Here is a 22,906-nt window from a genome sequence, read left to right on the forward strand (position 1 = left end):
CAGTTTACGCCGCGAACTCCTTGGCCGAGATTGGAGCGAGCGACTCGTTGCGCACCGCCTGCCGCGCGGTGATCGATGCGAGCTCGTTCATGGCTGCAGAGGCAGCTTCGGCCTGCGTTTCGGCACGGATCGATTCTGCTTCATCCGCTGCAGCAACTGCGCGCGATGATGCTGCCATCCGCAGTGCGGTCTGGATCTCGTTGGAATCCGCGCCGCTCTTGAGCAGCAGCAACGTCAGCAGCGCCTTGACGTCGGAATTCATCGCGTCTGCGCTCTGCTTCATGCGTCGCACGGCCGCTGACGTTTCAGGAACGTTGACGGCGGTTACGGGACGAAGCTTGGCGACGTTGCTGCCTGAAGTTTCTATGCCCTGCATGCGCATCGGATTGGCATATTCTTCCGCCATCATTACCCGCGATGCGGCAGCAAGCTGCAGAGCATTGTGAATCTCCGGCGAACCGGTGCCGGTCTTCAGCAACAGCAAAGTGAGGAGAGCTTTGACGTCCGAGTTCATCGCGGCAGTGTTTTGCATTGTGTTCCTCGCTTGTGAGTGACTGAGCTAGTTGAAACGTCGTCCGAACAGCTTTTCGAAGAAGGTTGGTTGTGGCGGCTCAGGGTGAGTGATTTCGGCGACGAGTTTGGGTGACTTGGAGCGCCGGACGTCACGCTTCACCCGCAGCTTTGACAGCAGCATGGTCGGCCCAGGCATGGCCGCGGGCTCGGCGAAGGTCGTGAGCGTGCCGTCCTCGAGGCTGCCGCGGATCAGGATTGGTGAGAGAAATATGGGATCTGCGAGTGCAGCAGCCGTCGCAAGGCGCGCGTTATTTAGAGTGCCGAGGCTCTGAACGGCCTCGATACTCCATTGCCCGAGCGGCAAGCGGTCTGACTTGGTCACGAAAGGCGGGCTGCTGTCGGGTGCGATGATGGGAGGGACGGTGCCGTCGGCGCGCATCAAGAATACGGTGGCAGCTGCGCAGCCCGGTGCAAAGACGAGGATCGCGAAACAGGCTGCGATCACCGGCCGACTATCAAAATCCCAGGAGCCGGTCCGGGAAACTGCCTCTGATTTCGGAGCGGTGATCGTTGCACCGAAGCTCCGTAGCAAGTCTTCGACTTGAACTATCTGGGTTTGTGTCGATCCATTCATGGCGACCTCGAATCTCAACATGACCAGATTTTCTCAAGTCATGGTGAATGCGTGGTCACCATTTTCTTCTGTGAAACGGCAGCAAAGATCAGGTGCAATGATGCCATCGCGTCGGATATCCAGATTGCGATTGATAGGGGGATCAGTTTTTCAAATGGCGCAGCGGATGAGGTCGCGTGCGGATCGATTGCGTCCGATGATGTGCTCACGATATTGACGACGGGTTAAATAGATACCGTGTCATGCAAGCCGAGCGCCTGCGCGTGATGATCGTCGTTTGGACGCTGGGATACTCGACATTGGGATACGCGGCTGTCACCGCGTATCCTGACGTCTGCATGCTGGCCAGTTCGCGTTAGTGAACGCTGACGGTCTGCAATTCCTGGCTCCATGCATTCGCGATCGCCGCTTCACGGCTGTCGGTGAGCATGATCGGCGTGCCGTCGGCGGCGTGCAGCGCGAACAGCTGCAATCCGGGCGCAATCTCCGGCGCCTGCGGGAACAGTCCCGGCACGTCTTCCGAGCGAACCGGCTTCACATAGGCGATCATACCTTCGCCCAGATGCGCCAATGCTTCGGTGGTGACGGCGGCATTTTCATTGATCGTAACAACTTCAGTCATCGTCTCGACTCCTTCTATGAGATCAAGCGGTCGAGTCCGCTACTCGTTCCATACTCAAGATGCATGACCTGATCGAAAACCGGAAACCAGTTTGTCGCATCATGCATTATTCGTGTTCATTGATAGCGATTGTCTTAATGACCCTTTCAGGCTCAGGCCTGGCCAGATCAATTGACAACAGCCCGTTCTTCAGATCCGCACCCAGCACAAGCATCCCCTCTGCCAGCACGAAGGTGCGCTGGAAGTGGCGCGCGGCGATGCCGCGATGGATGTATTGCCGGGTCTTGTCGTCCTGCTGGCGGCCCCGGATCACGAGCTGGTTTTCCTCGGTGGTCACATCGAGCTGATCGCGGGTGAAACCTGCGACCGCCAGCGTGATCCGCAGGCGTTCGGGTTGACCGTTGTTACGGTCGCACCGCTCGATGTTGTAAGGAGGATAACCGTCGGCACCTTTGACGACGCGATCGAGCGCACGCTCAATCTCGTCGAATCCCAAAAGGAACGGACTAGATAACGAAGGAACACGAGACATACCTACAAAGCCCTCTCGAAGCGACTTTGAGGGGCCCTTACGGCACCCCTGGCCAATCGGCACTCTGCCAACCGGTCAATCCACAATATGGGCATGCCAAAGCCCGGTTCAAGCACCTCTAAATTGCCGGGAAACCGTTACTAAGGCCTTGAAACCGATCAGATATCGATCCGATTGCGGCCATCGACGCTGAACAGGTGCAGTTTGTCGCGGGGAGCCGTGGCGCGGATCGAAGCACCGATGGCCGGGGCATCCTGGCCGGGGATACGCACGATGACCTCGCCCTCGGGCAGCTCGCCCGGAGTGGCGCTGACGGCCTTCTCGGCCCGCGCACGGGTGCCATAGACGAAGGTTTCCGCGCCGACCCGTTCGATGGCCTCGACCGTCAGGTTCAGCGTGATGCCGCCGTCAGTTGCGGCCGCGCCGGAAATCGTAAGGTCTTCCGGCCGGACGCCCAGGATACCGGCGTCGGCGGCGCTGCGGCTGTCGCCGGCGAACTGCGCACGGATCTCATTGCCGCCCAGCTTGATCAGGTTCATCGGTGGCGCGCCGATGAAGGAGGCGACGAAAGTGGTCGCCGGCTTGCGGTAGATATCGAGCGGACTGCCGATCTGCTCGACCTGGCCACCATTCATCACCACCAGAATATCCGCCAGCGTCATCGCCTCCAACTGATCGTGGGTGACGTAGATCGACGTTGTCTTGAGGCGACGTTGCAGCTTGCGGATTTCGACACGCATGGCGACGCGCAGCTTGGCATCGAGATTGGACAGTGGTTCGTCGAACAGGAACACTTTCGGCTGGCGGACGATGGCGCGCCCCATGGCGACGCGCTGGCGCTGGCCGCCGGACAATTGTCTGGGCTTGCGATCGAGCATGCCGGCGAGTTCGAGTGTCTGAGCGGCTTCGCGTACGCGCGTATCGATCTCGGGCTTCGGCATGCCCCTGTTGCGCAGGCCGTAAGCCATGTTGTTATAGACGCTCATATGCGGATAGAGCGCGTAGTTCTGGAACACCATGGCGATGTCGCGATCGGCCGGCTCGATCTCGTTGACGACACGGCCGCCAATATCGACCTCGCCGGAGGTGACGGTCTCAAGGCCGGCAACCATGCGCAGCAAGGTCGACTTGCCGCAGCCGCTTGGCCCGACGAGCACACAGAACTGGCCGTCGCCGATTTCGAACTCGATGCCTTTGATGGCCTCGAAGCCGCCGGGATAGGTCTTACGGACGTTGCGCAGCGAAACATTGGCCATCTGAATTTACTTCTCCGTCTCGACCAGGCCGCGCACGAACAGCCGCTGCATGAACACCACCACGGCGACAGGAGGCACCATCGCAAGAATCGCCGTCGCCATCGCGAGCTGCCATTCGGCGAGTTCATCCGTCGTCGTCAGCATCTTCTTGATGCCGGTGACGATGGTCTGCATGGATTCCTGCGTCGTGATCAGCAGCGGCCACAGATACTGGTTCCAGCCATAGATGAACTGGATCACGAACAGCGCTGCCATTGTGGTGACCGACAGCGGCAGCAACGTATCCTTGAAAAAGCGAAAGGGGCCGGCGCCGTCGATGCGCGAGGCTTCGAGCAGTTCATCGGGGATGGTCATGAAGAACTGGCGAAACAGCAGCGTGCCGGTGGCCGATGCGATCAGCGGTAGGATCAGACCGGCATAGGTGTCGAGCATCTTCAGATCGGCGATCACCTTGTAGGTCGGATAGATACGGACCTCGACCGGCAGCATCAGCGTCACGAAGATGATCCAGAACGCCGTCTGGCGGAACGGAAAACGGAAATACACCACGGCATAGGCGGAGAGGATCGAGATCACGATCTTGCCGAGCGCGATGCCCATTGCCATGACGAACGAGTTCATCAGCATATGGCCGACCGGCTCGCGGCTGGCGCGCGATCCGCCGACGAAGATCGCCCGGTAGTAGTTCTCCAGCGTATGACTGCCCGGCAGCATCGGCATGTTGCCGTTGACCACCGTTGCTGCGTCATGGGTCGAGGCGATCAGCGCGACATAGACCGGGAAGACGACGATGAACACGCCGAAAGTCAGGATCGCGTAAGCGAGGATGTCGTTCCAGCGGCGGTGCTCGACCATCAGTATTGCACCTTGCGCTCGACGTAGCGAAACTGGATCGCCGTGAGCGCGATCACGATCACCATCAGGATCACCGACTGCGCTGCCGATCCGCCGAGGTCGCCGCCGAGCCTGCCGTCGGCATAGACCTTGTAGACCATGGTGGTCGTCGCCCCGGCCGGCCCGCCGCCGGTGACCGCGTCGATGATGCCGAAAGTGTCGAAGAAGACGTAGACGACGTTGACGACCAGCAGGAAGAACGTGGTCGGCGACAGCAACGGGAACGTGATCGTCCAGAATCTCCGATACGGCCCGGCGCCATCAATCGCCCCGGCCTCGAGTACGCTGCGCGGGATCGCCTGCAGGCCGGCCAGGAAGAACAGGAAATTATAGGCGATCTGCTTCCACACCGCGGCCATGACGACGAGCGCCATGGCGTGGTTGCCGTTCAACATCGGATTCCAGTTGAAGCCCATCATGCGCAGCGGTCGTGCCATGGTGCCGAGGGAGGGATGGAAGATGAACAGCCACAGCACGCCAGCGACGGCCGGCGCCACCGCATAGGGCCAGATCATCATGACCTTGAAGGTCGGTGCCGCTTTCAGATTCTTGTCGGCCTGGGTGGCGAACAACAATGCGATCGACAGCGAGAGCGCCGCGACCAGCGACGAGAACACCACGGTCGTCGCCATTGCCTTGTAGTATTCCGGCTGGGCCAGTAGCGCCTGATAGTTCTCCAGCCCGATGAATTCCGAGTTCAGGCCGAACGCGTCCTCGCGTAAAAACGATTGCCAGACAGCCTGGCTGGCCGGCCAGTAGAAAAACACCAGGGTGATGACCAGCTGCGGCACGAGCAACAAATATGGCAGCAGCTTACCCTTGAAGACCGCGGACTTTTCCATGCAGTTCGTCGTGCCCCAGAAAGCAGCCTCATTCTGCTCATGTCATCGCCCGTCCAAGCGCGCAATTGCGCGCGAGGCCGGGCAACGACAGCGTCCGCTTGAATACTACTTCGCAGTCTTTTCGAAGGTCCGCAACATGGCGTTGCCACGGCTCACGGCGGTGTCGAGTGCCTGTTGTGCCGTCTTCTGGCCACCCAGCGCAGCCTCGATCTCTTCGGACCAGATGTCTCGCAACTGCACCATGTTGCCGAACCGCAGGCCGCGCGAATTTTCGGTCGGCTCCTTGTTGGTCAGCTCCTTCAGCGGGGTCTGCAGGATCGGGTTCTTGTCATAGAAGCCGTCGGCCTTGGTCTTTTCATAAGCGGCCTTGGTGATCGGCAGATAACCGGACTCCTGATGCAGCTTGGCCTGCCGATCTGTGTCGGACAGGAAGCTGAAGAATTTTGCGATGCCCTTGTTTTCCTCAGGCTTCTTGCCGCCCATCACCCATAGCGAAGCGCCGCCGATGATCGAGTTCTGCGGCGCGCCGGCAGCTTCGGGGTAGTAAGGCATCGGCACCGAGGTAAAGGCGAATTTGGCGGTACCCTTCGCTGTCGCATAATAGCCGGACGAGGTCATGAAGAGCGGGCATTCGCCGGAGCCGAAGCGACTCTCGCTGGCATTGGCGCGACCGGAATAATCGTAGGTCTTGTCCTTCTGCAATTCGATCAGCGTCTGCAGATGTTTGACATGCAGTGGCGAGTTGAATTTCAGTTCGGTGTCGAAGCCGTCGAGTCCATTCGCCTTGGTACCGATCGGCACGTTGTGCCATGCCGAGAACTGCTCGATATTGGCCCAGGTCGCCCAGGCATTGGAGAAACCGCAGGTCGCATAGCCGGCCGCCTTGAGCTTCTTGGCGCCCTCGAACACTTCGGGCCAGGTCTTGGGAATTTCGGCAATATTGGCCTTCTTCAGCGCATCCAGATTGACCCACATCACCATCGACGATGAGTTGAAGGGAAACGACAGCATCTCGCCCTTCGATGTCGAGTAGTAACCGGTGATCGCGGGCAGATAGTTGTTTGGATCGAACGGCTCGCCCGCATCCTTCATCAGCTGGTAGACAGGTTTGACGGCGCCCTTGGCGCTCATCATGGTCGCGGTACCGACCTCGAAGACCTGTAGGATGTGCGGTGCGGTGCCGGCGCGGAATGCTGCGATGCCGGCATTCATGGTGTCGGGATAGCTGCCCTTGAAGGTCGGGACCACCTTGTAGTCCGGTTGGCTGGCATTGAAGTCAGCCGCGAGCTTGTTGACGATGTCGTTGTTGCCGCCGGTCATCGCGTGCCACCACTGGATCTCGGTCACCGCTTGCGCGGGCGAAGCGAGCGCCAGCGTGCATGCGAACAGAGTGGCGAGTGCGAATTGGGGGCGGATCATCCAGTTTCTCCCGTTAGCCGTCATCGTCTCGCTGCAACAAAGCTGCGCCGGATGACGTACATGCGACATTTTGACAGCGCGGATGCTAGGCGGGAAATGGCGGCGTTGGGAAGCCGCAAAAAGTCGAAGACGAACGGGGCTGCGGATCGCGCAGCCCCGTGTTGTTCTTATCGCTTGCGCTCGGAGCCGCTCACGGTTCCTTTGGCGACCAGCTCCTTGATCTCATCACCGGAGTAGCCGAACTCGGTGAGGATCTCGTTGAAGTGCTCGTTGAACTTCGGCGGCACGTGGCGCAGGCTCGCTTTGGTGCGGTCGAAGCGGACCGGCGAGGCGACGCCCTTGTACCAGTCCTTCTCGATGATATCGCCGCGATGCTTCGTGTGGGCATTGGCGAGCGCCTTGTCGATCGACTGTACCGGACCGGCGGGGAGGCCGGCGCCAAGCAGACGCTCGCACAGCGGCGCGCTGTCGTGATCCTTCAGGATCGCTTCCAGTTCGGCCCGCAGCGCATCGCGATTCTGTACGCGGTCACGGTTGCGTGCGAAGCGCACGTCCGTGCCGAGTTCCGGCTTGCCAAGTTCGCGGCACAGCTTGCGGAAGGTGCCGTCATTGCCGACGCCCATGAAGATGTTGCCGTCGCGAGCAGCGAACACGGCATAGGGCACCAGGTTCGGATGCTCGTTGCCGGTCAGTGCCGGCGGCTTGCCACCGTTGTAGAAATAGTTCGCGGTATGCGGGTGCATGATCGCGAGACCGGTTTCGTACAATGTCGCCTCGACGAATTGACCGAGACCCGATTTGGCGCGCTCGGCGAGCGCCATCAGGATGCCGACGCAGGCATAGAGACCGGTCGCCATGTCGACAAGCGCGACGCCGATGCGGGTCGGGCCGCTTTCCTGTGAGCCGGTCGATGCCATCAGGCCGACCATCGACTGGATGATCGCGTCATAGCCGGGGTGGCCGCCATGCGGGCCATCGCCGCCGAAGCCGGAGATGCGGCAATGGATCAGCTGCGGGAATTTCTCGCGCAGGAAATCGTTGCCGATGCCCCATTTGTCGAGCGTGCCGGGCTTGAAGTTTTCGATCATCACGTCGGCGTTTTCGAGCATCCGCATCAGCACTGTACGACCACCCTCGGAGGCGAGGTCGAGACCGATCGAGCGCTTGTTGCGGTTGGTGCCGATGAAATAGGCCGCGTCGTCGTCGTGGAAGGGGGGGCCCCAGTCGCGAGTCTCGTCGCCGGCCGGCGGCTCGACCTTGACGACGTCAGCGCCGTGGTCGGCCAGGATCTGGGTGCAATAGGGTCCGCCAAGAACGCGCGACAGATCGATCACGCGCAGGCCGGCAATCGCGCCGGGAGCTATGGGCAAGCTCATTCAATCAGCCTTCTCTCAAGTGTCGTTGGGATATTTTTATGCCAGAGAGCATGTAAGGGCTGTCAGAGCTAGCGGGCTTCCGGCTGGTCAGCAATGGCCTTGTCCGGGCAGCGGCTATGGCCAGAGCGAGGGTATGGCGCAACCGCCAGACGAACGCGAACGGGCTCGGCCGATGGCCGAGCCCGTTCGTATCGAGAGTTAATTCGTTTGCGCCGCTGTGACTCAGACGATCACGGTGCGGACGTCGATATTGCCGCGTGTGGCGTTGGAATACGGGCAGACCTGATGCGCTTTCTCGACCAGCGCTTCGGCTTCCGCGCGCGGCAGGCCCGGCAAGGAGACCGCGAGTTCGACATCGAGGCCGAAACCACCGGCCGAACGCGGGCCGATGCCCACGGTGGAAGTGACCGTCACATCGGCGGGTACCTTCGGGCCGCCCTGCGAGCCCACGAACTTCATCGCGCCGATGAAACAGGCAGCATAGCCGGCCGCGAACAGCTGCTCGGGATTATTGCCGGCGCCGCCTGCGCCGCCGAGTTCCTTCGGCGTGGTGAGTTTGACGTCGAGCGCGCCATCAAGCGTAGCGGCGTGGCCATCGCGGCCGCCGGTTGCCTTGGCGCTGGTCTTGTAGAGCACGTTGACAGACATGGTTGGTCTCCTCGTTGTTTGTGTCTTGTCCCGTTATAATTGCGCACAATTAGATTGTGCACAATACATAAAATGCGCGACGCAATCGAATTGTGCTCAACTGATCGTGAAGGGGTTGGGGTCTGGCGTCAGCTGTGGCCAAATAAGCTCCGGAGATAATCATGGCCAAGAAACCCGCACCTGTTCCGCTGCTGCAGCTCGATAACCAGCTCTGCTTTGCCGTCTATTCGACCGGCCACGCGTTCAACCGCGTCTACAAGCCGCTGCTGGAGCGGCTGAAGCTGACCTATCCGCAATATCTGGCGATGCTGGTGCTGTGGGAGCACGACAATGTGCCGGTCAAGGACATCGGCGAGCGACTGTTTCTCGATTCCGGCACGCTGACGCCGCTGTTGAAGCGCCTGGAAGCCGCTGGCCTGATCAAGCGCACCCGCAGCGCAGAGGACGAGCGGCAGATGCTGATCGCATTGACGGCGCAAGGTCAGGCGCTGCGTGAAAAAGCCAAGGCCGTGCCGCAGGGAATTCTCGCGGCGTCAGCCTGCACGGTCGGTGAAATGGCCGCGATGAAAAATGAACTCGTGGCGCTACGTGATCGGCTGAACGCAGCGCTCGGGGATTAGCGCGGTCAATCTCTACGAGAATGGGTTGGTGCGGCTTGCCGAGCCGAAGCTCGCGAAGCGAGCGAAGGATGGTGGAGCCAGGCGGGATCGAACCGCCGACCTCTTGCATGCCATGCAAGCGCTCTCCCAGCTGAGCTATGGCCCCAATACCTGCGACGCACTGGGTGGGGCGTCGCGCGGCAAACCAAGATCACATATCAGGAGTGATCTCAAGTCTCTTCTGAGCTTAACTTTCTTCGTCGCCTGAGACGTCGCCGATGATGTCGGTCACGTCCTCATCGCCTTCTTCTTCGTCGGCAATGAAGGTCGAATCATCGTCTTCATCGTCATCGATGGTGTCATCGACTTCGATATCGTCCTCGGATTCCAGCACGGCAGCCTTCTTGCCGGTATTCTCCTCGGCGTCGGCTTCCTCCAGCGAGACCAATTCTTCGCTCTCGGCGGCTTCCGGAGTTTCCGCGGCGGCAGATGCTGCAGCTGCGCGTGCGGCTGCATCCGCGCGGGTCCGCGGCGGCGCAATCGGCGCAATCGGCACAACCTCGCCCGTATAAGGCGAAATCACCGGGCTCTTGTTGAGGTCGTAGAACTTCTTGCCCGTCGTGGGGCAAATGCGTTTGGTTCCGAGATCGGATTTGGCCACGTGAAGGGTCCTGGGGATTTTTTGAAAAACGGTGCTTCACTTGGCTAGTTGACGCGCCCCTGTCAATAGCGGTTTGCGTGAGAATGACCGCTGCGTGACGCAGCGTGGCTCATATGCTACGAGCCGCCTGCGCGAAGGAACACAATCTTGACCCAATCAGACACAGCCGCCGCCCAGCCGACCCCGCTGACAGCGCGAAAATCCGGCGCCCTGCGCGGTAGCGCCCGCGTGCCCGGTGACAAGTCGATCTCGCACCGGGCCCTCATTCTGGGTGCCCTGGCGGTCGGCGAGACCCGAATCACGGGGCTGCTGGAGGGTGAGGACGTCCTGAATACCGCCAAATCGATGCAGGCGCTGGGCGCCAGCGTCGAACGAACCGGCGATTTTGCGTGGAAGGTCAACGGCGTCGGCGTTGCCGGCTTCGCCGCGCCCAAGGCGCCGCTGGATTTTGGCAATTCGGGTACCGGGTGCCGGCTGGTGATGGGGGCTGTCGCAGGCTGCCCGATCGAGGCGACATTCGATGGCGATGCGTCGCTGCGCAGCCGGCCGATGCGCCGGATCGTTGATCCGCTGGAATTGATGGGCGCCAAAGTCACCGCGAGCCAGGACGGCGGGCGTCTACCGCTGACGCTCAAAGGCGCGCGTGATCCGCTGCCGATCGTCTATCGTACCCAGGTAGCCTCCGCCCAGATCAAGTCGGCCGTGCTGCTGGCCGGCCTGTCGGCCCCTGGCACCACCACGGTCATCGAGACCGAGGCCAGCCGGGATCACACCGAGCTGATGCTCAAGCATTTTGGCGCCGAGATTACTTCCGAAAAAGAAGGCGCGCACGGCCGCAAGATCACGCTCACCGGTCAGCCCGAATTGAAGGGTGCCGATGTCGTGGTGCCGGCAGATCCGTCCTCCGCAGCATTCCCGATGGTTGCGGCATTGATCGTGCCGGGCTCCGAGATCGTGCTCACCGATGTGATGACCAATCCGCTGCGCACCGGGCTGTTCACGACGTTGCGCGAGATGGGCGCATCCATCGAGGAAAGCGATATCCGCGGCGATGCCGGCGAACCGATGGCGCAGTTCCGGATCACTGCGTCGAAGCTGCACGGCGTCGAAGTGCCGCCGGAGCGCGCGCCGTCGATGATCGATGAATATCTGGTGCTGGCCGTGGCTGCGGCGTTTGCCGAAGGCACGACCATCATGCGCGGGCTGCAGGAGCTGCGCGTGAAGGAATCCGACCGTCTGGAAGCCACCGCGGCGATGCTGCGGGTCAACGGCGTCAATGTCGAAATCGTCGGCGATGACCTCATCGTGCACGGCAACGGCCGTGTTGCCGGTGGCGGCCTCGTCGCCACCCATATGGATCACCGCATCGCCATGTCGGCGCTGGCCATGGGCCTCGCTTCCGACAGACCGGTGACCATCGACGACACGACATTCATCGCCACCAGCTTCCCCGATTTCATCCCGATGATGCGTCGGCTGGGTGCTGATTTCTCCTGAGGTTGCCGGCGTGGATATTTCCGGAGACGGGTGCTAAGCCCGCGCAGGTCGCGCGAGCCTGACTCCCGATCCACCGCCATTCATCGTGACAAGACGAGCACGCGCAACGCATGATTATTGCTATCGACGGTCCCGCCGCATCCGGAAAAGGCACGCTGGGCAAACGGCTTGCGCACCATTACGGTTACCGGCACCTCGATACCGGCGTGATCTATCGCGCGGTCGCCAAGGCGATGCTCGATCTTGGCGCGGACCTGACCGATGAGGCGCAGGCCGTGGCTGTCGCCAGTGAGCTCGATCCCGAGAAATTCGGCAATCCGGCGCTGAAGACCCAGGAAGTCGGTGATGCGGCCTCTGTGGTCTCGGCCATCCCGCGGGTGCGGGAGGTCCTTTTGAACTTCCAGCGGCGTTTTGCCGAGGATCCGCCGGGTGCGGTGCTCGACGGCCGGGACATTGGAACCGTGATCTGCCCCCATGCCGACGTGAAGATCTTCGTCGTCGCCGATGCCAGGGTCCGCGCCCGCCGGCGCACCCTGGAGGCTCTCGGACGGGGCGAGGTGGCCGATGAGGCCGCCGTGCTGGCGGATATCATCAGGCGCGACGAACGCGACCAGAACCGCCTGATTGCGCCTCTGAAGCCGGCCACGGATGCATACTTGCTGGATAACTCCAATTTGGATATAGAAGGCGGCGTCCGGGCCGCCATCGACATTGTCGAGGCCGTCCGAGCGGGCCGGCAACGGGTCTGATTTTTCTTTCTTTCTGAAAGACCTCAGACAAAACCGTTGCCGTCATTGGAGGAAAGCCCGCTCCCGATCTCGAGCTGCGATACGCGCTTCAGGCTCCGGACACCATCAAGACCCTACCCACGTTTCGATCGTGAAGGCATGCTGCCGGCCCGTTCTTGCATCCTCCTGCAAGGCGGTCGTTAGAGGTTGCGGACCCCTGACACTTCACATTTGAGACGCCCATTAACCCGAACGGCCGGCGATACCCGCATCTGGAGAACAAATGGCTTCGACTGCTTCTTCGTATAATCCTTCCCGCGATGATTTCGCGGCAATGCTCGACGAGTCCTTCGCGGGCGGCAACCTTCAGGAAAGCTCTGTTATCAAGGGCATCGTGGTTGCGATTGAAAAGGACATGGCCGTCATCGACGTCGGCCTGAAGACTGAAGGCCGTGTGGCACTGCGCGAATTCGCCGGTCCCGGCCGTGACAGCGAACTCAAGGTCGGCGACGAAGTCGAAGTGTTCCTCGACCGGATCGAAAACGCACTGGGCGAAGCCGTTCTGTCGCGCGACAAGGCCCGCCGCGAAGAGAGCTGGGGCAAGCTCGAGAAGGCCTTCAACAACAACGAGAAGGTTCACGGCGTCATCTTCAACCAGGTCAAGGGTGGCTTCACCGTCGATCTCGACGGCGCAGTGGCCTTCCTGCCGCGTTCGCAGGTGGACATTCGTCCGATCCGCGACGTCGCCCCGCTGATGAACAACTCGCAGCCGTTCCAGATCCTCAAGATGGATCGCCGCCGCGGCAACATCGTCGTGTCGCGTCGCACGGTTCTCGAAGAGACCCGCGCCGAACAGCGTCAGGAACTGGTCCAGAACCTCGAAGAGGGTCAGGTCATCGATGGCGTCGTCAAGAACATCACCGATTACGGTGCGTTCGTTGACCTCGGCGGTATCGACGGCCTGCTGCACGTCACCGATATCGCGTGGCGCCGCGTCAACCATCCTACCGAAGTGCTCACCATCGGTCAGACGGTCAAGGTCAAGATCATCAAGATCAACCACGAGACCCACCGTATCTCGCTCGGCATGAAGCAGCTGCTCGACGATCCGTGGCAGGGCATCGAGGCGAAGTACCCGCTGAACGCACGCTTCTCGGGTCGCGTCACCAACATCACCGACTACGGCGCATTCGTCGAACTGGAGCCGGGCATCGAAGGCCTGATCCACGTGTCGGAGATGTCGTGGACCAAGAAGAACATGCACCCCGGCAAGATCGTTTCGACCTCGCAGGAAGTCGAAGTGCAGGTTCTCGAAGTCGACAGCGTCAAGCGCCGCATTTCGCTCGGTCTCAAGCAGACCATGCGCAATCCATGGGAAGTGTTCGTCGAGAAGTTCCCGGTCGGCTCGACCGTCGAAGGCGAAGTCAAGAACAAGACCGAGTTCGGTCTGTTCCTGGGTCTCGAAGGCGACGTGGACGGCATGGTCCATCTCTCCGACCTCGACTGGAAGCAGCCGGGCGAGCAGGTCATCGACAACTTCAAGAAGGGCGACATGGTCAAGGCCATCGTCCTCGACGTGGATGTCGAGAAGGAGCGCATCTCGCTCGGCGTCAAGCAGCTCGAAGGCGACCCCTTCGCAGAGCCGGGCGACGTCAAGAAGGGCGCTGTCGTGACTTGCGAAGTGATCGAAGTGAAGGAATCCGGCATCGACGTTCAGATCGCCGGCACCGACTTCACGACCTTCATCAAGCGTTCGGAACTGGCGCGTGAGCGTTCGGATCAGCGCGCTGAGCGTTTCGCCGTCGGCGAGAAGGTCGATGCCCGCGTGATCCAGTTCGACAAGAAGGCCCGCAAGGTCCAGGTGTCGATCAAGGCTCTCGAAGTGGCAGAAGAGAAGGAAGCCATCGCGCAGTACGGATCGTCGGATTCGGGCGCGACCCTCGGCGACATTCTCGGCAAGGCGCTCAAGCAGAGCACCGACAAGTAAGCGCGCAAGTAAGTTTCGACTCACTTGTTGCTACCAATTGGGGCCCCGGTTTCACCGGGGCCCTTTTTGCTGTTTCGACCATGTTTTCTTCATATTGCCTCGCAATTGATGTATTTGAGATACCTCAAGTAAACGCTGCCCGGACGACAGATGCAGCATCCGCCAGACGCAGCCCTCGCCGAGGGCTTAGGAGATTTCCGATGTCGCTTGATTCCGATGTGATCGTCGATCGCCGCAGGATACGTCGCAAGCTGACGTTCTGGCGCGTGGCAGCGGTGCTGGCCGCGGTCGCTGCTGTGGTCGTCGTCGGCGTCGTCGTGACACGGTCGGGGTCCGAGGCGCTGTCGTCGTCGGGGGCGATCGCGCGCATCAAGATCGAGGGCCTGATCCAGAGCAACAATGATCGCGTCGAGGCGCTGGAGCGGCTGGAGAAGTCATCCGCGGCAGCGGTGGTGGTACATATCAATTCGCCGGGCGGCACCACGGCTGGCTCCGAGCAGCTCTATGACGCGCTGATGCGCCTCAAGGCCAAGAAACCGATGGTCGTTGTCGTCGAGGGCCTGGCCGCATCGGGCGGCTACATCGCGGCACTCGCATCCGACCATATCGTTGCGCAGCAGAGCTCGCTGGTCGGCTCCATCGGTGTTCTGTTCCAGTTTCCCAATTTCACGGGGTTGATGAAGACCGTCGGTGTCGAGGTCGAGCAGGTCAAATCCTCGCCCCTGAAGGCGGCGCCCAATGGTTTCGAGCCGACCAGCCCGGAGGCGCGGGCAGCGCTGGAATCGCTGGTGAAGGACTCCTATGGCTGGTTCCGTGGGCTTGTGCAGAGCCGCCGCGCCATGGATGACGCGCAACTACAGAAAGTCGCCGATGGCCGTGTTTTTACGGGGCGCCAGGCCGTGGACCTCAAGCTGATTGATCAGCTTGGCGACGAGAAAGCCGCCGTGGCGTGGCTGGTAGCCGAGAAGAAGATCAAGAGCGATCTGCCGGTTCGCGACTTCAAGCTGACGCCTAAATTCAGCGATTTCACCTTCCTGCGCGCTGCTGCGACGATCACACTCGATGCAGTGGGTCTCAACGCGATCGCGCGGCAGGTCGAGCAGGCGGGCCTCGCGCAGGCCATGGACGGTTTCGGTCTCGATGGCATGCTGGCGCTGTGGCGGCCGGCCACCACCAACTAGGGAACTGCTCGTCCTGTTCTTTCCGCACTGCAAGGAAGGCTGCAACAACGGTTTCGGGCATTTGTCACGCATTTTCGAAGGTGCCCGAATTCATTTAGCGTCTTGACAGTTCAAGGCATTTTCACGGAAATGCATCCTCCCGTTCAGAGTCCAACGTCTCGATGATCAAATCCGAACTCGTTCAACGCATCGCTGAGCATAACCCGCACCTCTACCAGCGGGATGTTGAGAACATCGTGAATGCGATTCTCGATGAGATCGTGGCTGCACTGGCACGCGGTGACCGTGTCGAACTCCGCGGCTTCGGTGCATTCTCGGTGAAGCATCGCCCCGCCCGAGCAGGTCGCAATCCGCGGACTGGCGAGCATGTTCCGGTAGACCAGAAGAGTGTTCCGTTCTTCAAGACCGGCAAGGAAATGCGCGAGCGGCTCAACCGTGAGAATGGTGCGCCGGAAGCCAGCGCGGCGTCATAAAGAACTTTGAGGTAGCGCGCATTCGGGCCGACAGGTCTGAGCCAATTAGCGGCATGCGCGCCCGCATCGCCTTCGCGAGAGACGTTGATGCGCAAATTCTTCTCAGCCCTGGTGATCATCCCCCTCGCGATCGTCTTCGTCGTGTTCGCCGTCGCCAACCGTCATATGGTCACGGTCTCCTTCGATCCGTTCAACAGCAGCGATCCCGCGGTCGGTGCCACGTTGCCGCTATTCGTTGTGATCATCCTGTCGGCCATCCTAGGCGTCATCGCAGGGGGAATGGCGACCTGGTTCAGGCAAGGGCACTGGCGCCGCGCAGCACGTCAGCATGAGGCCGATATCAGGCGGGCCCGTGCAGAACTGGCCGATCTGCGCGCCCATACCGCGACCACGTCACGGAACGGTGTGCAGCGGCTTCCGGCGCCGGGTTCCTCCTATATGGTCGGTGAGCGAGACAAGTCCGGCGCGACGTTGTAGAACCCCGCGCATAGGCTTTTCCTGCCATTCCCGGTATTGCCAGCGGCCATTTGAAGCATGTCTCTGATCGTCAAAATTTGCGGCCTGTCCACTCCCGAGACGCTCGATGCGGCTCTGGTCGGCGGCGCGGATATGGTCGGCTTCGTGTTCTTTCCGCCGTCGCCGCGTCACGTCACGCTCGACGTTGCGCGGGCTTTGGGCAGGCAGGCGAAGGGCCGTGCCGTGAAGGTCGCACTGTCGGTCGATGCCGATGACGCGGATCTTGAAAACAGTATCGATGCCTTGAAGCCCGATATCCTGCAGCTCCATGGCAAGGAGAGTGTGGCGCGGGTGCGCGATATCAAACAGAAGTTCGGCCTTCCTGTGATGAAAGCGCTCGCTGTCGAGACCCGGGCCGATCTCGCTGCATTGCCCGGCTATGCCGCGGTCTGCGATCGCATCCTGTTCGATGCCAAGGCGCCGAAGGATGCAACGCGTCCGGGTGGTCTCGGCGCGGTCTTCGACTGGCATCTGCTCGAAGGCCTCGATCTGAAGCTGCCCTTCATGGTATCGGGCGGCCTCACTGCCGCCAATGTCGCCGAGGCCCTGCGCATCACGCGGGCAGGCGGTGTCGATATTTCGTCCGGCGTGGAAAGCGCGCCGGGCATCAAGGATCCCGACATGATCCGCGCTTTCATCCGCGCGGCGCGCACAACGGAAGAGTTGACGACCTGATGACTCAAGCCATTCCCAATTCCTATCGGTCCGGTCCCGACGACACCGGTCACTTCGGCATTTTCGGCGGCCGCTTTGTCGCCGAGACGCTGATGCCGCTGATTCTCGATCTGCAGAAGGCCTATGAGGACGCCAAAGCCGATCCCGCCTTCCGCAAGGAGATGGATGGTTATCTCAAGGCCTATGTCGGCCGCCCGTCGCCGCTCTATTTCGCGGAACGTCTCACCGAGCATCTCGGCGGCGCAAAAATCTATCTGAAGCGCGAGGAGCTGAATCATACCGGCTCGCACAAGGTGAACAACGTGCTCGGCCAGATCATGGTCGCGCGCCGCATGGGCAAGAAGCGCATCATTGCCGAGACCGGCGCCGGCCAGCATGGCGTGGCGACGGCGACGCTCTGCGCCCGCTTCGGTCTCGAATGCATCGTCTATATGGGTGCCGTGGACGTCGCGCGTCAGCAGCCCAATGTGATCCGCATGGAAATGCTCGGCGCCAAGGTGGTGCCGGTGCAGGTTGGTGCGCGCACGCTGAAGGATGCGATGAACGAGGCGCTACGCGACTGGGTCACCAATGTGCATAACACGTTCTATTGCATCGGCACCGTCGCCGGCCCGCATCCGTATCCGATGATGGTGCGCGACTTCCAGTCGATCATCGGCGAGGAAACTCGTGTGCAGATGCAGGAGATCGAAGGTCGCCTGCCGGATTCGCTGATCGCCTGCATAGGCGGCGGCTCCAATGCGATGGGGCTCTTCCATCCGTTTCTCGACGATCCATCGGTTGATATCTACGGCGTCGAAGCGGCGGGCCACGGGCTCACCAACCTGCACGCCGCATCGATTGCTGGCGGCCGTCCCGGCGTGCTGCATGGCAACCGTACCTATCTCTTGATGGATGAAGACGGCCAGATCCAGGAAGGCCATTCGATCTCCGCGGGCCTCGATTATCCTGGCATCGGCCCCGAACATTCGTGGCTGCATACGATCGGCCGCGTGAAGTATCTGTCGGCGACGGATGAAGAAGCGCTCACCGCATTTCAGTTGCTGTCGAAACTCGAAGGCATCATCCCGGCACTGGAGCCGGCGCATGCCCTCGCGAAGGTGAGCGAACTCGCGCCAACGCTGCCGAAGGATCACCTGATGGTCGTCAACCTCTCCGGCCGCGGCGACAAGGACGTCCCGCAGGTCGGCGATATCCTGAAGGGCAGGCAGTCGTGACCACCCGCATCGATACCCGTTTCGCCGAACTCAAGGCCGAAGGCCGCGCGGCATTCGTCACCTTCGTGATGGCCGGCGATCCCGATCCCGCCACCGCGCTCGAGATCGTCAAGGCGCTGCCGAAAGCCGGTGCCGATATCATCGAGATCGGCATGCCCTTCACCGATCCGATGGCCGACGGCCCGTCGATCCAGGCCGCGGGCCTGCGCGCGCTGCAGGCCGGCATGACGCTGCGCAAGACGCTGCAGCTCGTGCGCGACTTCCGCAGCTCCGACAACAAAACGCCCATCGTCCTGATGGGCTACTACAATCCGATCTATATTTACGGCGTCGATAAATTCCTGCCTGACGCCAAGGCCGCGGGCGTCGATGGTCTGATCATCGTCGATTTGCCACCGGAAGAAGACGCAGAGCTCTGCCTGCCGGCAATCAAAGCCGGATTGAATTTCATCCGTCTGGCCACGCCGACCACCGATGACAAGCGCCTCCCGGCGGTGCTCGCGAACACCTCGGGCTTCGTCTATTACGTCTCGGTCACCGGCATCACCGGGTCCGCCAGCGCGGATTCATCCGCCGTGAGCGCGGCCGTGGCACGGATCAAGCGCCATACCAAGCTGCCGGTCTGTGTCGGTTTCGGCATCCGGACGCCGGAAGCGGCGCATGACATCGCGCGGCATGCCAACGGCGCGGTGGTCGGAACGGCGCTGATCGATGCGCTGAAAGGCTCGCTGGATGCCGATGGCAAGGCCACGGTCAGGACTGTCAGCGCGGTCGCCGATCTGGCTGCGGCCCTCGCCCAGGGCGTTCATGGGGCCAAACAGGCTGCAGAATAAGCCACAATTGGCCTCCATCAACCGGGAACAATGGTTGCCGGGCTCCGTTCCGGCCGCCATATAGATATCAGAGCGACGCATCATCTCAGCGACGCGGAGACACATATGAACTGGCTCACCAACGTCGTCCGGCCCAAGATCCGCAGCATCCTCAAGCGCGATACGCCCGAGAACCTCTGGATCAAGTGCCCGGATACCGGACAGCTCGTGTTCTACAAGGACGTCGAGAGCAACCAGTTCGTCATTCCCGGCTCGAACTATCACATGCGCATGGGCGCCACCGCCCGCATGAAGTCGATCTTCGACAACGAGACCTGGTACGACGTCGCGCTGCCCGAAGTGATCGCCGATCCGCTGAAGTTTCGCGACGAGCGCAAATATGTCGACCGCATCAAGGATGCGCGCACCAAGACCGGCATGAACGACTCGGTCAAGGTCGGTTACGGCAAGATGGAAGGCTCCGGCGTCGTCGTTGCCGTACAGGATTTCGATTTCATGGGCGGCTCGCTCGGCATGGCTGCAGGTGAGGCGCTGGTGCGCGGGCTCGAGCTCGCCGTCGAGAAGAAGTCGCCCTTCATCGTGTTCGCCGCCTCCGGCGGCGCGCGGATGCAGGAGGGCATCCTGTCGCTGATGCAGCTGCCGCGCACCACCGTCGGCGTGCAGATGCTGCGCGAGGCCAAGCTGCCTTACATTGTCGTGCTCACCAACCCGACCACCGGCGGCGTCACTGCGTCCTATGCGATGCTGGGCGACGTGCAGATCGCCGAGCCCGGCGCGCTGATCGGCTTTGCCGGTGCGCGCGTGATCGAACAGACCATTCGCGAAAAGCTGCCGGAAGGTTTCCAGCGCGCCGAATATCTGCGTGACCACGGCATGATCGACATGGTCGTGCATCGCCACGATCTGAAGCCGACGCTGGCGCGCCTCTGTCGTCTGCTGACGAAGTCGCCGGCCATTGCGAGCCCGCCGCGCGCGGAGAGCATTCCGGCCGAGATCCTCGTGGCTCCTGACGCGGTGCCGGCCGCACACGCGTGAGCACCTCCGCGCCGCCATCGTCGCCCGAACTCGGCGAGATTCTGGCGCGGCTCTCGAAGCTGCATCCGAACGCCATAGATCTGTCGCTGGACCGCATGCGGCGGCTCATGGCGCAGCTCGGCAATCCCGAGCGCAAGCTGCCCCCGGTGATTCACGTTGCCGGCACCAACGGCAAGGGCTCGACCATCGCCTATCTGCGCGCGATCTGTGAAGCCGCAGGCCTGCGCGTCCACGTCTACACCTCGCCGCATCTCATCCGCATGAATGAGAGCATTCGCCTTGCCGGCACCTTGGTGAGCGACGACGCATTGCGTGATGCGTTCGCGCATGTTGAGTCGATTAACGCTGGCGCGCCGATCACGTTGTTCGAGGCCGAGACCGCCGTCGCGTTCGATCTGTTCGCGAAGCATCCCGCCGACGTCGTGCTGCTCGAAGTCGGTCTCGGCGGGCGGCTCGACGCGACCAATGTGATCGAAGCGCCTATCGCCTGCGTGCTGACCCCGATCGCCATCGACCACACGGATTTTCTGGGCGACACGCTCGCGAAGATCGCCGCCGAGAAAGCCGGCATCATCAAGCGCCGCGTGCCGGTCATCACGGCCGAGCAAGCGCCTGATGTAACTGATGTGATCGAACAGCAGGCGCGCAGGATGCATGCGCCGCTTGTGAGCGCCGGGCAGGAATGGCACGTCAATATCGAGCGCGGCCGCCTCGTGTATCAGGATGATCGCGGGTTGATGGATATTGCCGCGCCGCGGCTGTTCGGACGCCATCAGTTCGGCAATGCGGGTCTGGCGATTGCGACATTGCGCGCGCTGGATATCTTCAAGATCGATCCTGCCGCCTATGAAACCGGTGTCGCGCGCGCCGAATGGCCGGCGCGGATGCAGCGGCTGACATCGGGCAAGCTCGTCGCGGCGGCGCCCACCGATTCCGAAGTCTGGCTCGACGGCGGTCACAATGCCGATGGCGGGCGCGTCATTGCAGCCGCGCTCGGCGATCTCGAAGAGCGCGTGCCGCGGCCGCTGGTGGTGATCGCCGGCATGATGGCCAACAAGGATGCGACGGGCTTTCTGGCGAATTTCGCCGGCCAGACCCGCCATATCATCGCCGTGAAAATCCCCGGCCGCGACGGCGTCATGGCAGCGGATGCGTTGGCCGACGCCGCGCGGAGTCTCGGCATGCGCGTCGAGACAGCGCCGAGCGTCGCCGATGCGCTGCAATCCCTCACCCGGCTCGCCTATGAAGTGCCTCCGCGGATCCTGATTGCAGGCTCGCTCTATCTGGCCGGTCATGTACTTGCGGAGAACGGCACGCTCCCTGCATAGAACGGCATCGATACAAGTGATCTCTGATTGATCTTTGCTTGATTTTAGGGAGGTTCGATGCGCTTCGCTGCCATTGCCGATGTTCACGGCAACCACTTTGCCCTTGAGGCGGTTGTCGCCGATATCCGTACCCAAGGCATCACCGACATCGTCAATCTTGGTGATATGGCCAGCGGTGCGCTCGATGCGCGCCGTGCGGTGGACATCATGATGGGCCTCAATGCCACCAATGTCCGCGGCAATCATGATCGTTACATCACCGACTACAAGCTTGACGACATGTGGCCGTCCGATCGGCTGGCCCACAGCCAGCTAGAACCAGAGCAGATGGACTGGCTGCGCGCGCTGCCCTTCAGCACGATTTATCAGGGCGAGGTCTATCTCGTTCACGCGACACCCGATGACGACAACACCTACTGGATGGAAGCGGTGACCCCCGAAGGCATCGTGCATATGGCTGCGATCGAAGCCATCGAGGAGAAGGCGAAGGGTATCACGCAATCGCTGATTCTCTGCGCACACACCCACATCGCGCGTGCCGTCAGGCTTCGCGACGGTCGCATGATCGTCAATCCCGGCAGCGTCGGCGGCCCCGGCTATCGCGACGTCACGCCCTATCCGCACACGCTGGAAGTCGGCACGCCGGATGCCTGCTACGCAATTATCGAGAAGGCGGGCGAGCGATGGCAGGTGACGTTCCGTCAGGTGCCGTATGATCACGCCGCGATGGCCGAACTGGCGTTGGAGAACCAGCGACCCGAATGGGCGAGCGCGCTGGCGACCGGGTGGATTCGCTGATGTAAAGAAAAACGGTCGGCGTCGCTTCCCTCGCCCCGCTTGCGGGGAGAGGGTGGCGCGGACGAAGTCCGCGGCGGGTGGGGGGGAGCCAGCGAGTGAAACACTGGCTCCCCCTCACCTGCCTTCCACATGCTCCGCATGTGAAAGTCGACCTCTCCCCGCAAGCGGGGCGAGGTTAGGTACACAAAACAAAAACGGCCGGTGAAAATCACCGGCCGTAAATTCTCGAATAAAGCGCGCGATCAGACCGCGGCGCTGATCCACTGCTGCAGCTTTGCCTTCGGCGCGGCGCCGACCTGGCGCGAGGCCATTTCGCCGCCCTTGAAGATCATCAGCGTCGGGATCGACATCACGCCATACTTCGATGCGGTCTTCGGGTTCTCGTCGACGTTGAGCTTCAGGATGGTGACCTTTTCGCCCATGGCAGCGGAGATTTCGTCGAGCGCCGGCGCGATCATGCGGCAGGGACCGCACCACTCGGCCCAGAAATCGATCACGACCGGGCCGGTCGCCTTGAGCACTTCCGCTTCGAAATCGGCGTCTGTCACCTTGCCAACGGCCATGGTCGTATCCTCGTCCTGTTCAATGAAAGGCGCGCTGGAAGATTCGCGCGCTGGAATGATGCATCCAACCTATGAACGC

General features: G+C 61.6%; 25 protein-coding genes and 1 tRNA gene. 13 read left to right on the plus strand and 13 right to left on the minus strand.

Annotated features, from left to right (window positions below):
- Window positions 1-4: 4 nt before the first annotated feature.
- From AB7813_RS20570 to AB7813_RS20615, 10 genes are all read right to left on the minus strand, one after another.
- Window positions 5-532, minus strand: coding sequence for a hypothetical protein (locus AB7813_RS20570; RefSeq protein WP_439060289.1), 528 nt, complete (start codon window positions 530-532; stop codon window positions 5-7).
- Window positions 533-559: 27 nt separating this feature from the next.
- Window positions 560-1,018, minus strand: coding sequence for a hypothetical protein (locus AB7813_RS20575; protein WP_441228314.1), 459 nt, complete (start codon window positions 1,016-1,018; stop codon window positions 560-562).
- 484 nt (window positions 1,019-1,502) lie between these two features.
- Complete coding sequence (locus AB7813_RS20580; protein WP_089266380.1) at window positions 1,503-1,769, minus strand: DUF1150 family protein; 267 nt, start codon at window positions 1,767-1,769, stop codon at window positions 1,503-1,505.
- 106 nt (window positions 1,770-1,875) lie between these two features.
- Window positions 1,876-2,301: an Hsp20 family protein gene (locus AB7813_RS20585; RefSeq protein WP_068730313.1), complete on the minus strand. Its 426-nt coding sequence runs from the start codon at window positions 2,299-2,301 to the stop codon at window positions 1,876-1,878.
- 158 nt (window positions 2,302-2,459) lie between these two features.
- Entirely contained in the window at window positions 2,460-3,557 is a 1,098-nt protein-coding gene (locus AB7813_RS20590) for a sn-glycerol-3-phosphate import ATP-binding protein UgpC (protein WP_439065467.1), read from the minus strand.
- A 6-nt stretch (window positions 3,558-3,563) separates the two neighbouring features.
- The gene (gene ugpE, locus AB7813_RS20595) at window positions 3,564-4,412 is read right to left on the minus strand and encodes a sn-glycerol-3-phosphate ABC transporter permease UgpE (RefSeq protein WP_089266386.1); all 849 of its coding nucleotides are present in this window, start codon (window positions 4,410-4,412) and stop codon (window positions 3,564-3,566) included.
- Complete coding sequence (gene ugpA, locus AB7813_RS20600; RefSeq protein ID WP_089266387.1) at window positions 4,412-5,293, minus strand: sn-glycerol-3-phosphate ABC transporter permease UgpA; 882 nt, start codon at window positions 5,291-5,293, stop codon at window positions 4,412-4,414. Before ugpA ends, ugpE begins: the two co-directional genes overlap by 1 nt.
- 105 nt (window positions 5,294-5,398) lie before the next feature.
- Window positions 5,399-6,712 (minus strand): sn-glycerol-3-phosphate ABC transporter substrate-binding protein UgpB, encoded by a 1,314-nt coding sequence (ugpB, locus tag AB7813_RS20605; protein ID WP_231078588.1) that lies wholly within the window; start codon window positions 6,710-6,712, stop codon window positions 5,399-5,401.
- A gap of 167 nt (window positions 6,713-6,879) precedes the next feature.
- Entirely contained in the window at window positions 6,880-8,088 is a 1,209-nt protein-coding gene (locus tag AB7813_RS20610) for a CaiB/BaiF CoA transferase family protein (RefSeq protein ID WP_184512580.1), read from the minus strand.
- A gap of 222 nt (window positions 8,089-8,310) precedes the next feature.
- The gene (locus AB7813_RS20615) at window positions 8,311-8,736 is read right to left on the minus strand and encodes an organic hydroperoxide resistance protein (protein WP_439065468.1); all 426 of its coding nucleotides are present in this window, start codon (window positions 8,734-8,736) and stop codon (window positions 8,311-8,313) included.
- 161 nt (window positions 8,737-8,897) lie between these two features.
- Here AB7813_RS20615 and AB7813_RS20620 point away from each other — a divergent pair, with 161 nt between their 5' ends.
- The gene (locus tag AB7813_RS20620; protein ID WP_231078586.1) at window positions 8,898-9,356 is read left to right on the plus strand and encodes a MarR family winged helix-turn-helix transcriptional regulator; all 459 of its coding nucleotides are present in this window, start codon (window positions 8,898-8,900) and stop codon (window positions 9,354-9,356) included.
- A gap of 69 nt (window positions 9,357-9,425) precedes the next feature.
- Here AB7813_RS20620 and AB7813_RS20625 read toward each other — a convergent pair.
- Both AB7813_RS20625 and AB7813_RS20630 read right to left on the minus strand, forming a co-directional pair.
- A tRNA-Ala gene (locus AB7813_RS20625) sits at window positions 9,426-9,501 on the minus strand.
- An 81-nt stretch (window positions 9,502-9,582) separates the two neighbouring features.
- Complete coding sequence (locus AB7813_RS20630; protein WP_068730321.1) at window positions 9,583-9,996, minus strand: TIGR02300 family protein; 414 nt, start codon at window positions 9,994-9,996, stop codon at window positions 9,583-9,585.
- A 147-nt stretch (window positions 9,997-10,143) separates the two neighbouring features.
- Between AB7813_RS20630 and aroA the strand changes: the two genes are divergently transcribed.
- From aroA to AB7813_RS20690, 12 genes are all read left to right on the plus strand, one after another.
- The gene (gene aroA, locus AB7813_RS20635; RefSeq protein WP_441228315.1) at window positions 10,144-11,493 is read left to right on the plus strand and encodes a 3-phosphoshikimate 1-carboxyvinyltransferase; all 1,350 of its coding nucleotides are present in this window, start codon (window positions 10,144-10,146) and stop codon (window positions 11,491-11,493) included.
- A gap of 110 nt (window positions 11,494-11,603) precedes the next feature.
- Entirely contained in the window at window positions 11,604-12,242 is a 639-nt protein-coding gene (gene cmk / locus AB7813_RS20640; protein WP_439065469.1) for a (d)CMP kinase, read from the plus strand.
- A 262-nt stretch (window positions 12,243-12,504) separates the two neighbouring features.
- Window positions 12,505-14,208 carry a 30S ribosomal protein S1 gene (rpsA, locus tag AB7813_RS20645; protein ID WP_068730324.1) on the plus strand — a complete coding sequence of 568 codons (1,704 nt, stop codon included), beginning with the start codon at window positions 12,505-12,507 and terminating at the stop codon, window positions 14,206-14,208.
- A 200-nt stretch (window positions 14,209-14,408) separates the two neighbouring features.
- Entirely contained in the window at window positions 14,409-15,389 is a 981-nt protein-coding gene (gene sppA / locus AB7813_RS20650) for a signal peptide peptidase SppA (RefSeq protein ID WP_120287731.1), read from the plus strand.
- 161 nt (window positions 15,390-15,550) lie between these two features.
- Window positions 15,551-15,862 (plus strand): integration host factor subunit beta, encoded by a 312-nt coding sequence (locus AB7813_RS20655; RefSeq protein ID WP_089266402.1) that lies wholly within the window; start codon window positions 15,551-15,553, stop codon window positions 15,860-15,862.
- 87 nt (window positions 15,863-15,949) lie between these two features.
- The gene (locus AB7813_RS20660; protein WP_441228316.1) at window positions 15,950-16,339 is read left to right on the plus strand and encodes a LapA family protein; all 390 of its coding nucleotides are present in this window, start codon (window positions 15,950-15,952) and stop codon (window positions 16,337-16,339) included.
- A gap of 57 nt (window positions 16,340-16,396) precedes the next feature.
- Window positions 16,397-17,053, plus strand: a complete 657-nt coding sequence (locus AB7813_RS20665; RefSeq protein ID WP_441228317.1) for a phosphoribosylanthranilate isomerase — start codon at window positions 16,397-16,399, stop codon at window positions 17,051-17,053.
- Window positions 17,053-18,270, plus strand: coding sequence for a tryptophan synthase subunit beta (gene trpB, locus AB7813_RS20670; protein ID WP_093757880.1), 1,218 nt, complete (start codon window positions 17,053-17,055; stop codon window positions 18,268-18,270). Before AB7813_RS20665 ends, trpB begins: the two co-directional genes overlap by 1 nt.
- Window positions 18,267-19,103, plus strand: a complete 837-nt coding sequence (gene trpA / locus AB7813_RS20675) for a tryptophan synthase subunit alpha (protein WP_093757881.1) — start codon at window positions 18,267-18,269, stop codon at window positions 19,101-19,103. The genes trpB and trpA overlap by 4 nt, the downstream gene beginning before the upstream one ends.
- 105 nt (window positions 19,104-19,208) lie before the next feature.
- A complete protein-coding gene (gene accD / locus AB7813_RS20680; RefSeq protein ID WP_315840009.1) occupies window positions 19,209-20,138 on the plus strand; it encodes an acetyl-CoA carboxylase, carboxyltransferase subunit beta in 930 nt (309 codons plus the stop codon).
- Window positions 20,135-21,466 (plus strand): bifunctional folylpolyglutamate synthase/dihydrofolate synthase, encoded by a 1,332-nt coding sequence (locus tag AB7813_RS20685; protein ID WP_441228318.1) that lies wholly within the window; start codon window positions 20,135-20,137, stop codon window positions 21,464-21,466. Before accD ends, AB7813_RS20685 begins: the two co-directional genes overlap by 4 nt.
- A 57-nt stretch (window positions 21,467-21,523) precedes the next feature.
- Window positions 21,524-22,264, plus strand: a complete 741-nt coding sequence (locus AB7813_RS20690; protein WP_441228319.1) for a metallophosphoesterase family protein — start codon at window positions 21,524-21,526, stop codon at window positions 22,262-22,264.
- 242 nt (window positions 22,265-22,506) lie between these two features.
- On the opposite strand, the gene trxA is transcribed toward AB7813_RS20690, so the two are convergent.
- A complete protein-coding gene (gene trxA / locus AB7813_RS20695; RefSeq protein ID WP_068734104.1) occupies window positions 22,507-22,827 on the minus strand; it encodes a thioredoxin in 321 nt (106 codons plus the stop codon).
- Window positions 22,828-22,906 lie beyond the last annotated feature (79 nt).

The sequence above is a fragment of the Tardiphaga sp. 20_F10_N6_6 genome (assembly GCF_052076045.1).
Taxonomy (GTDB): domain Bacteria; phylum Pseudomonadota; class Alphaproteobacteria; order Rhizobiales; family Xanthobacteraceae; genus Tardiphaga; species Tardiphaga robiniae.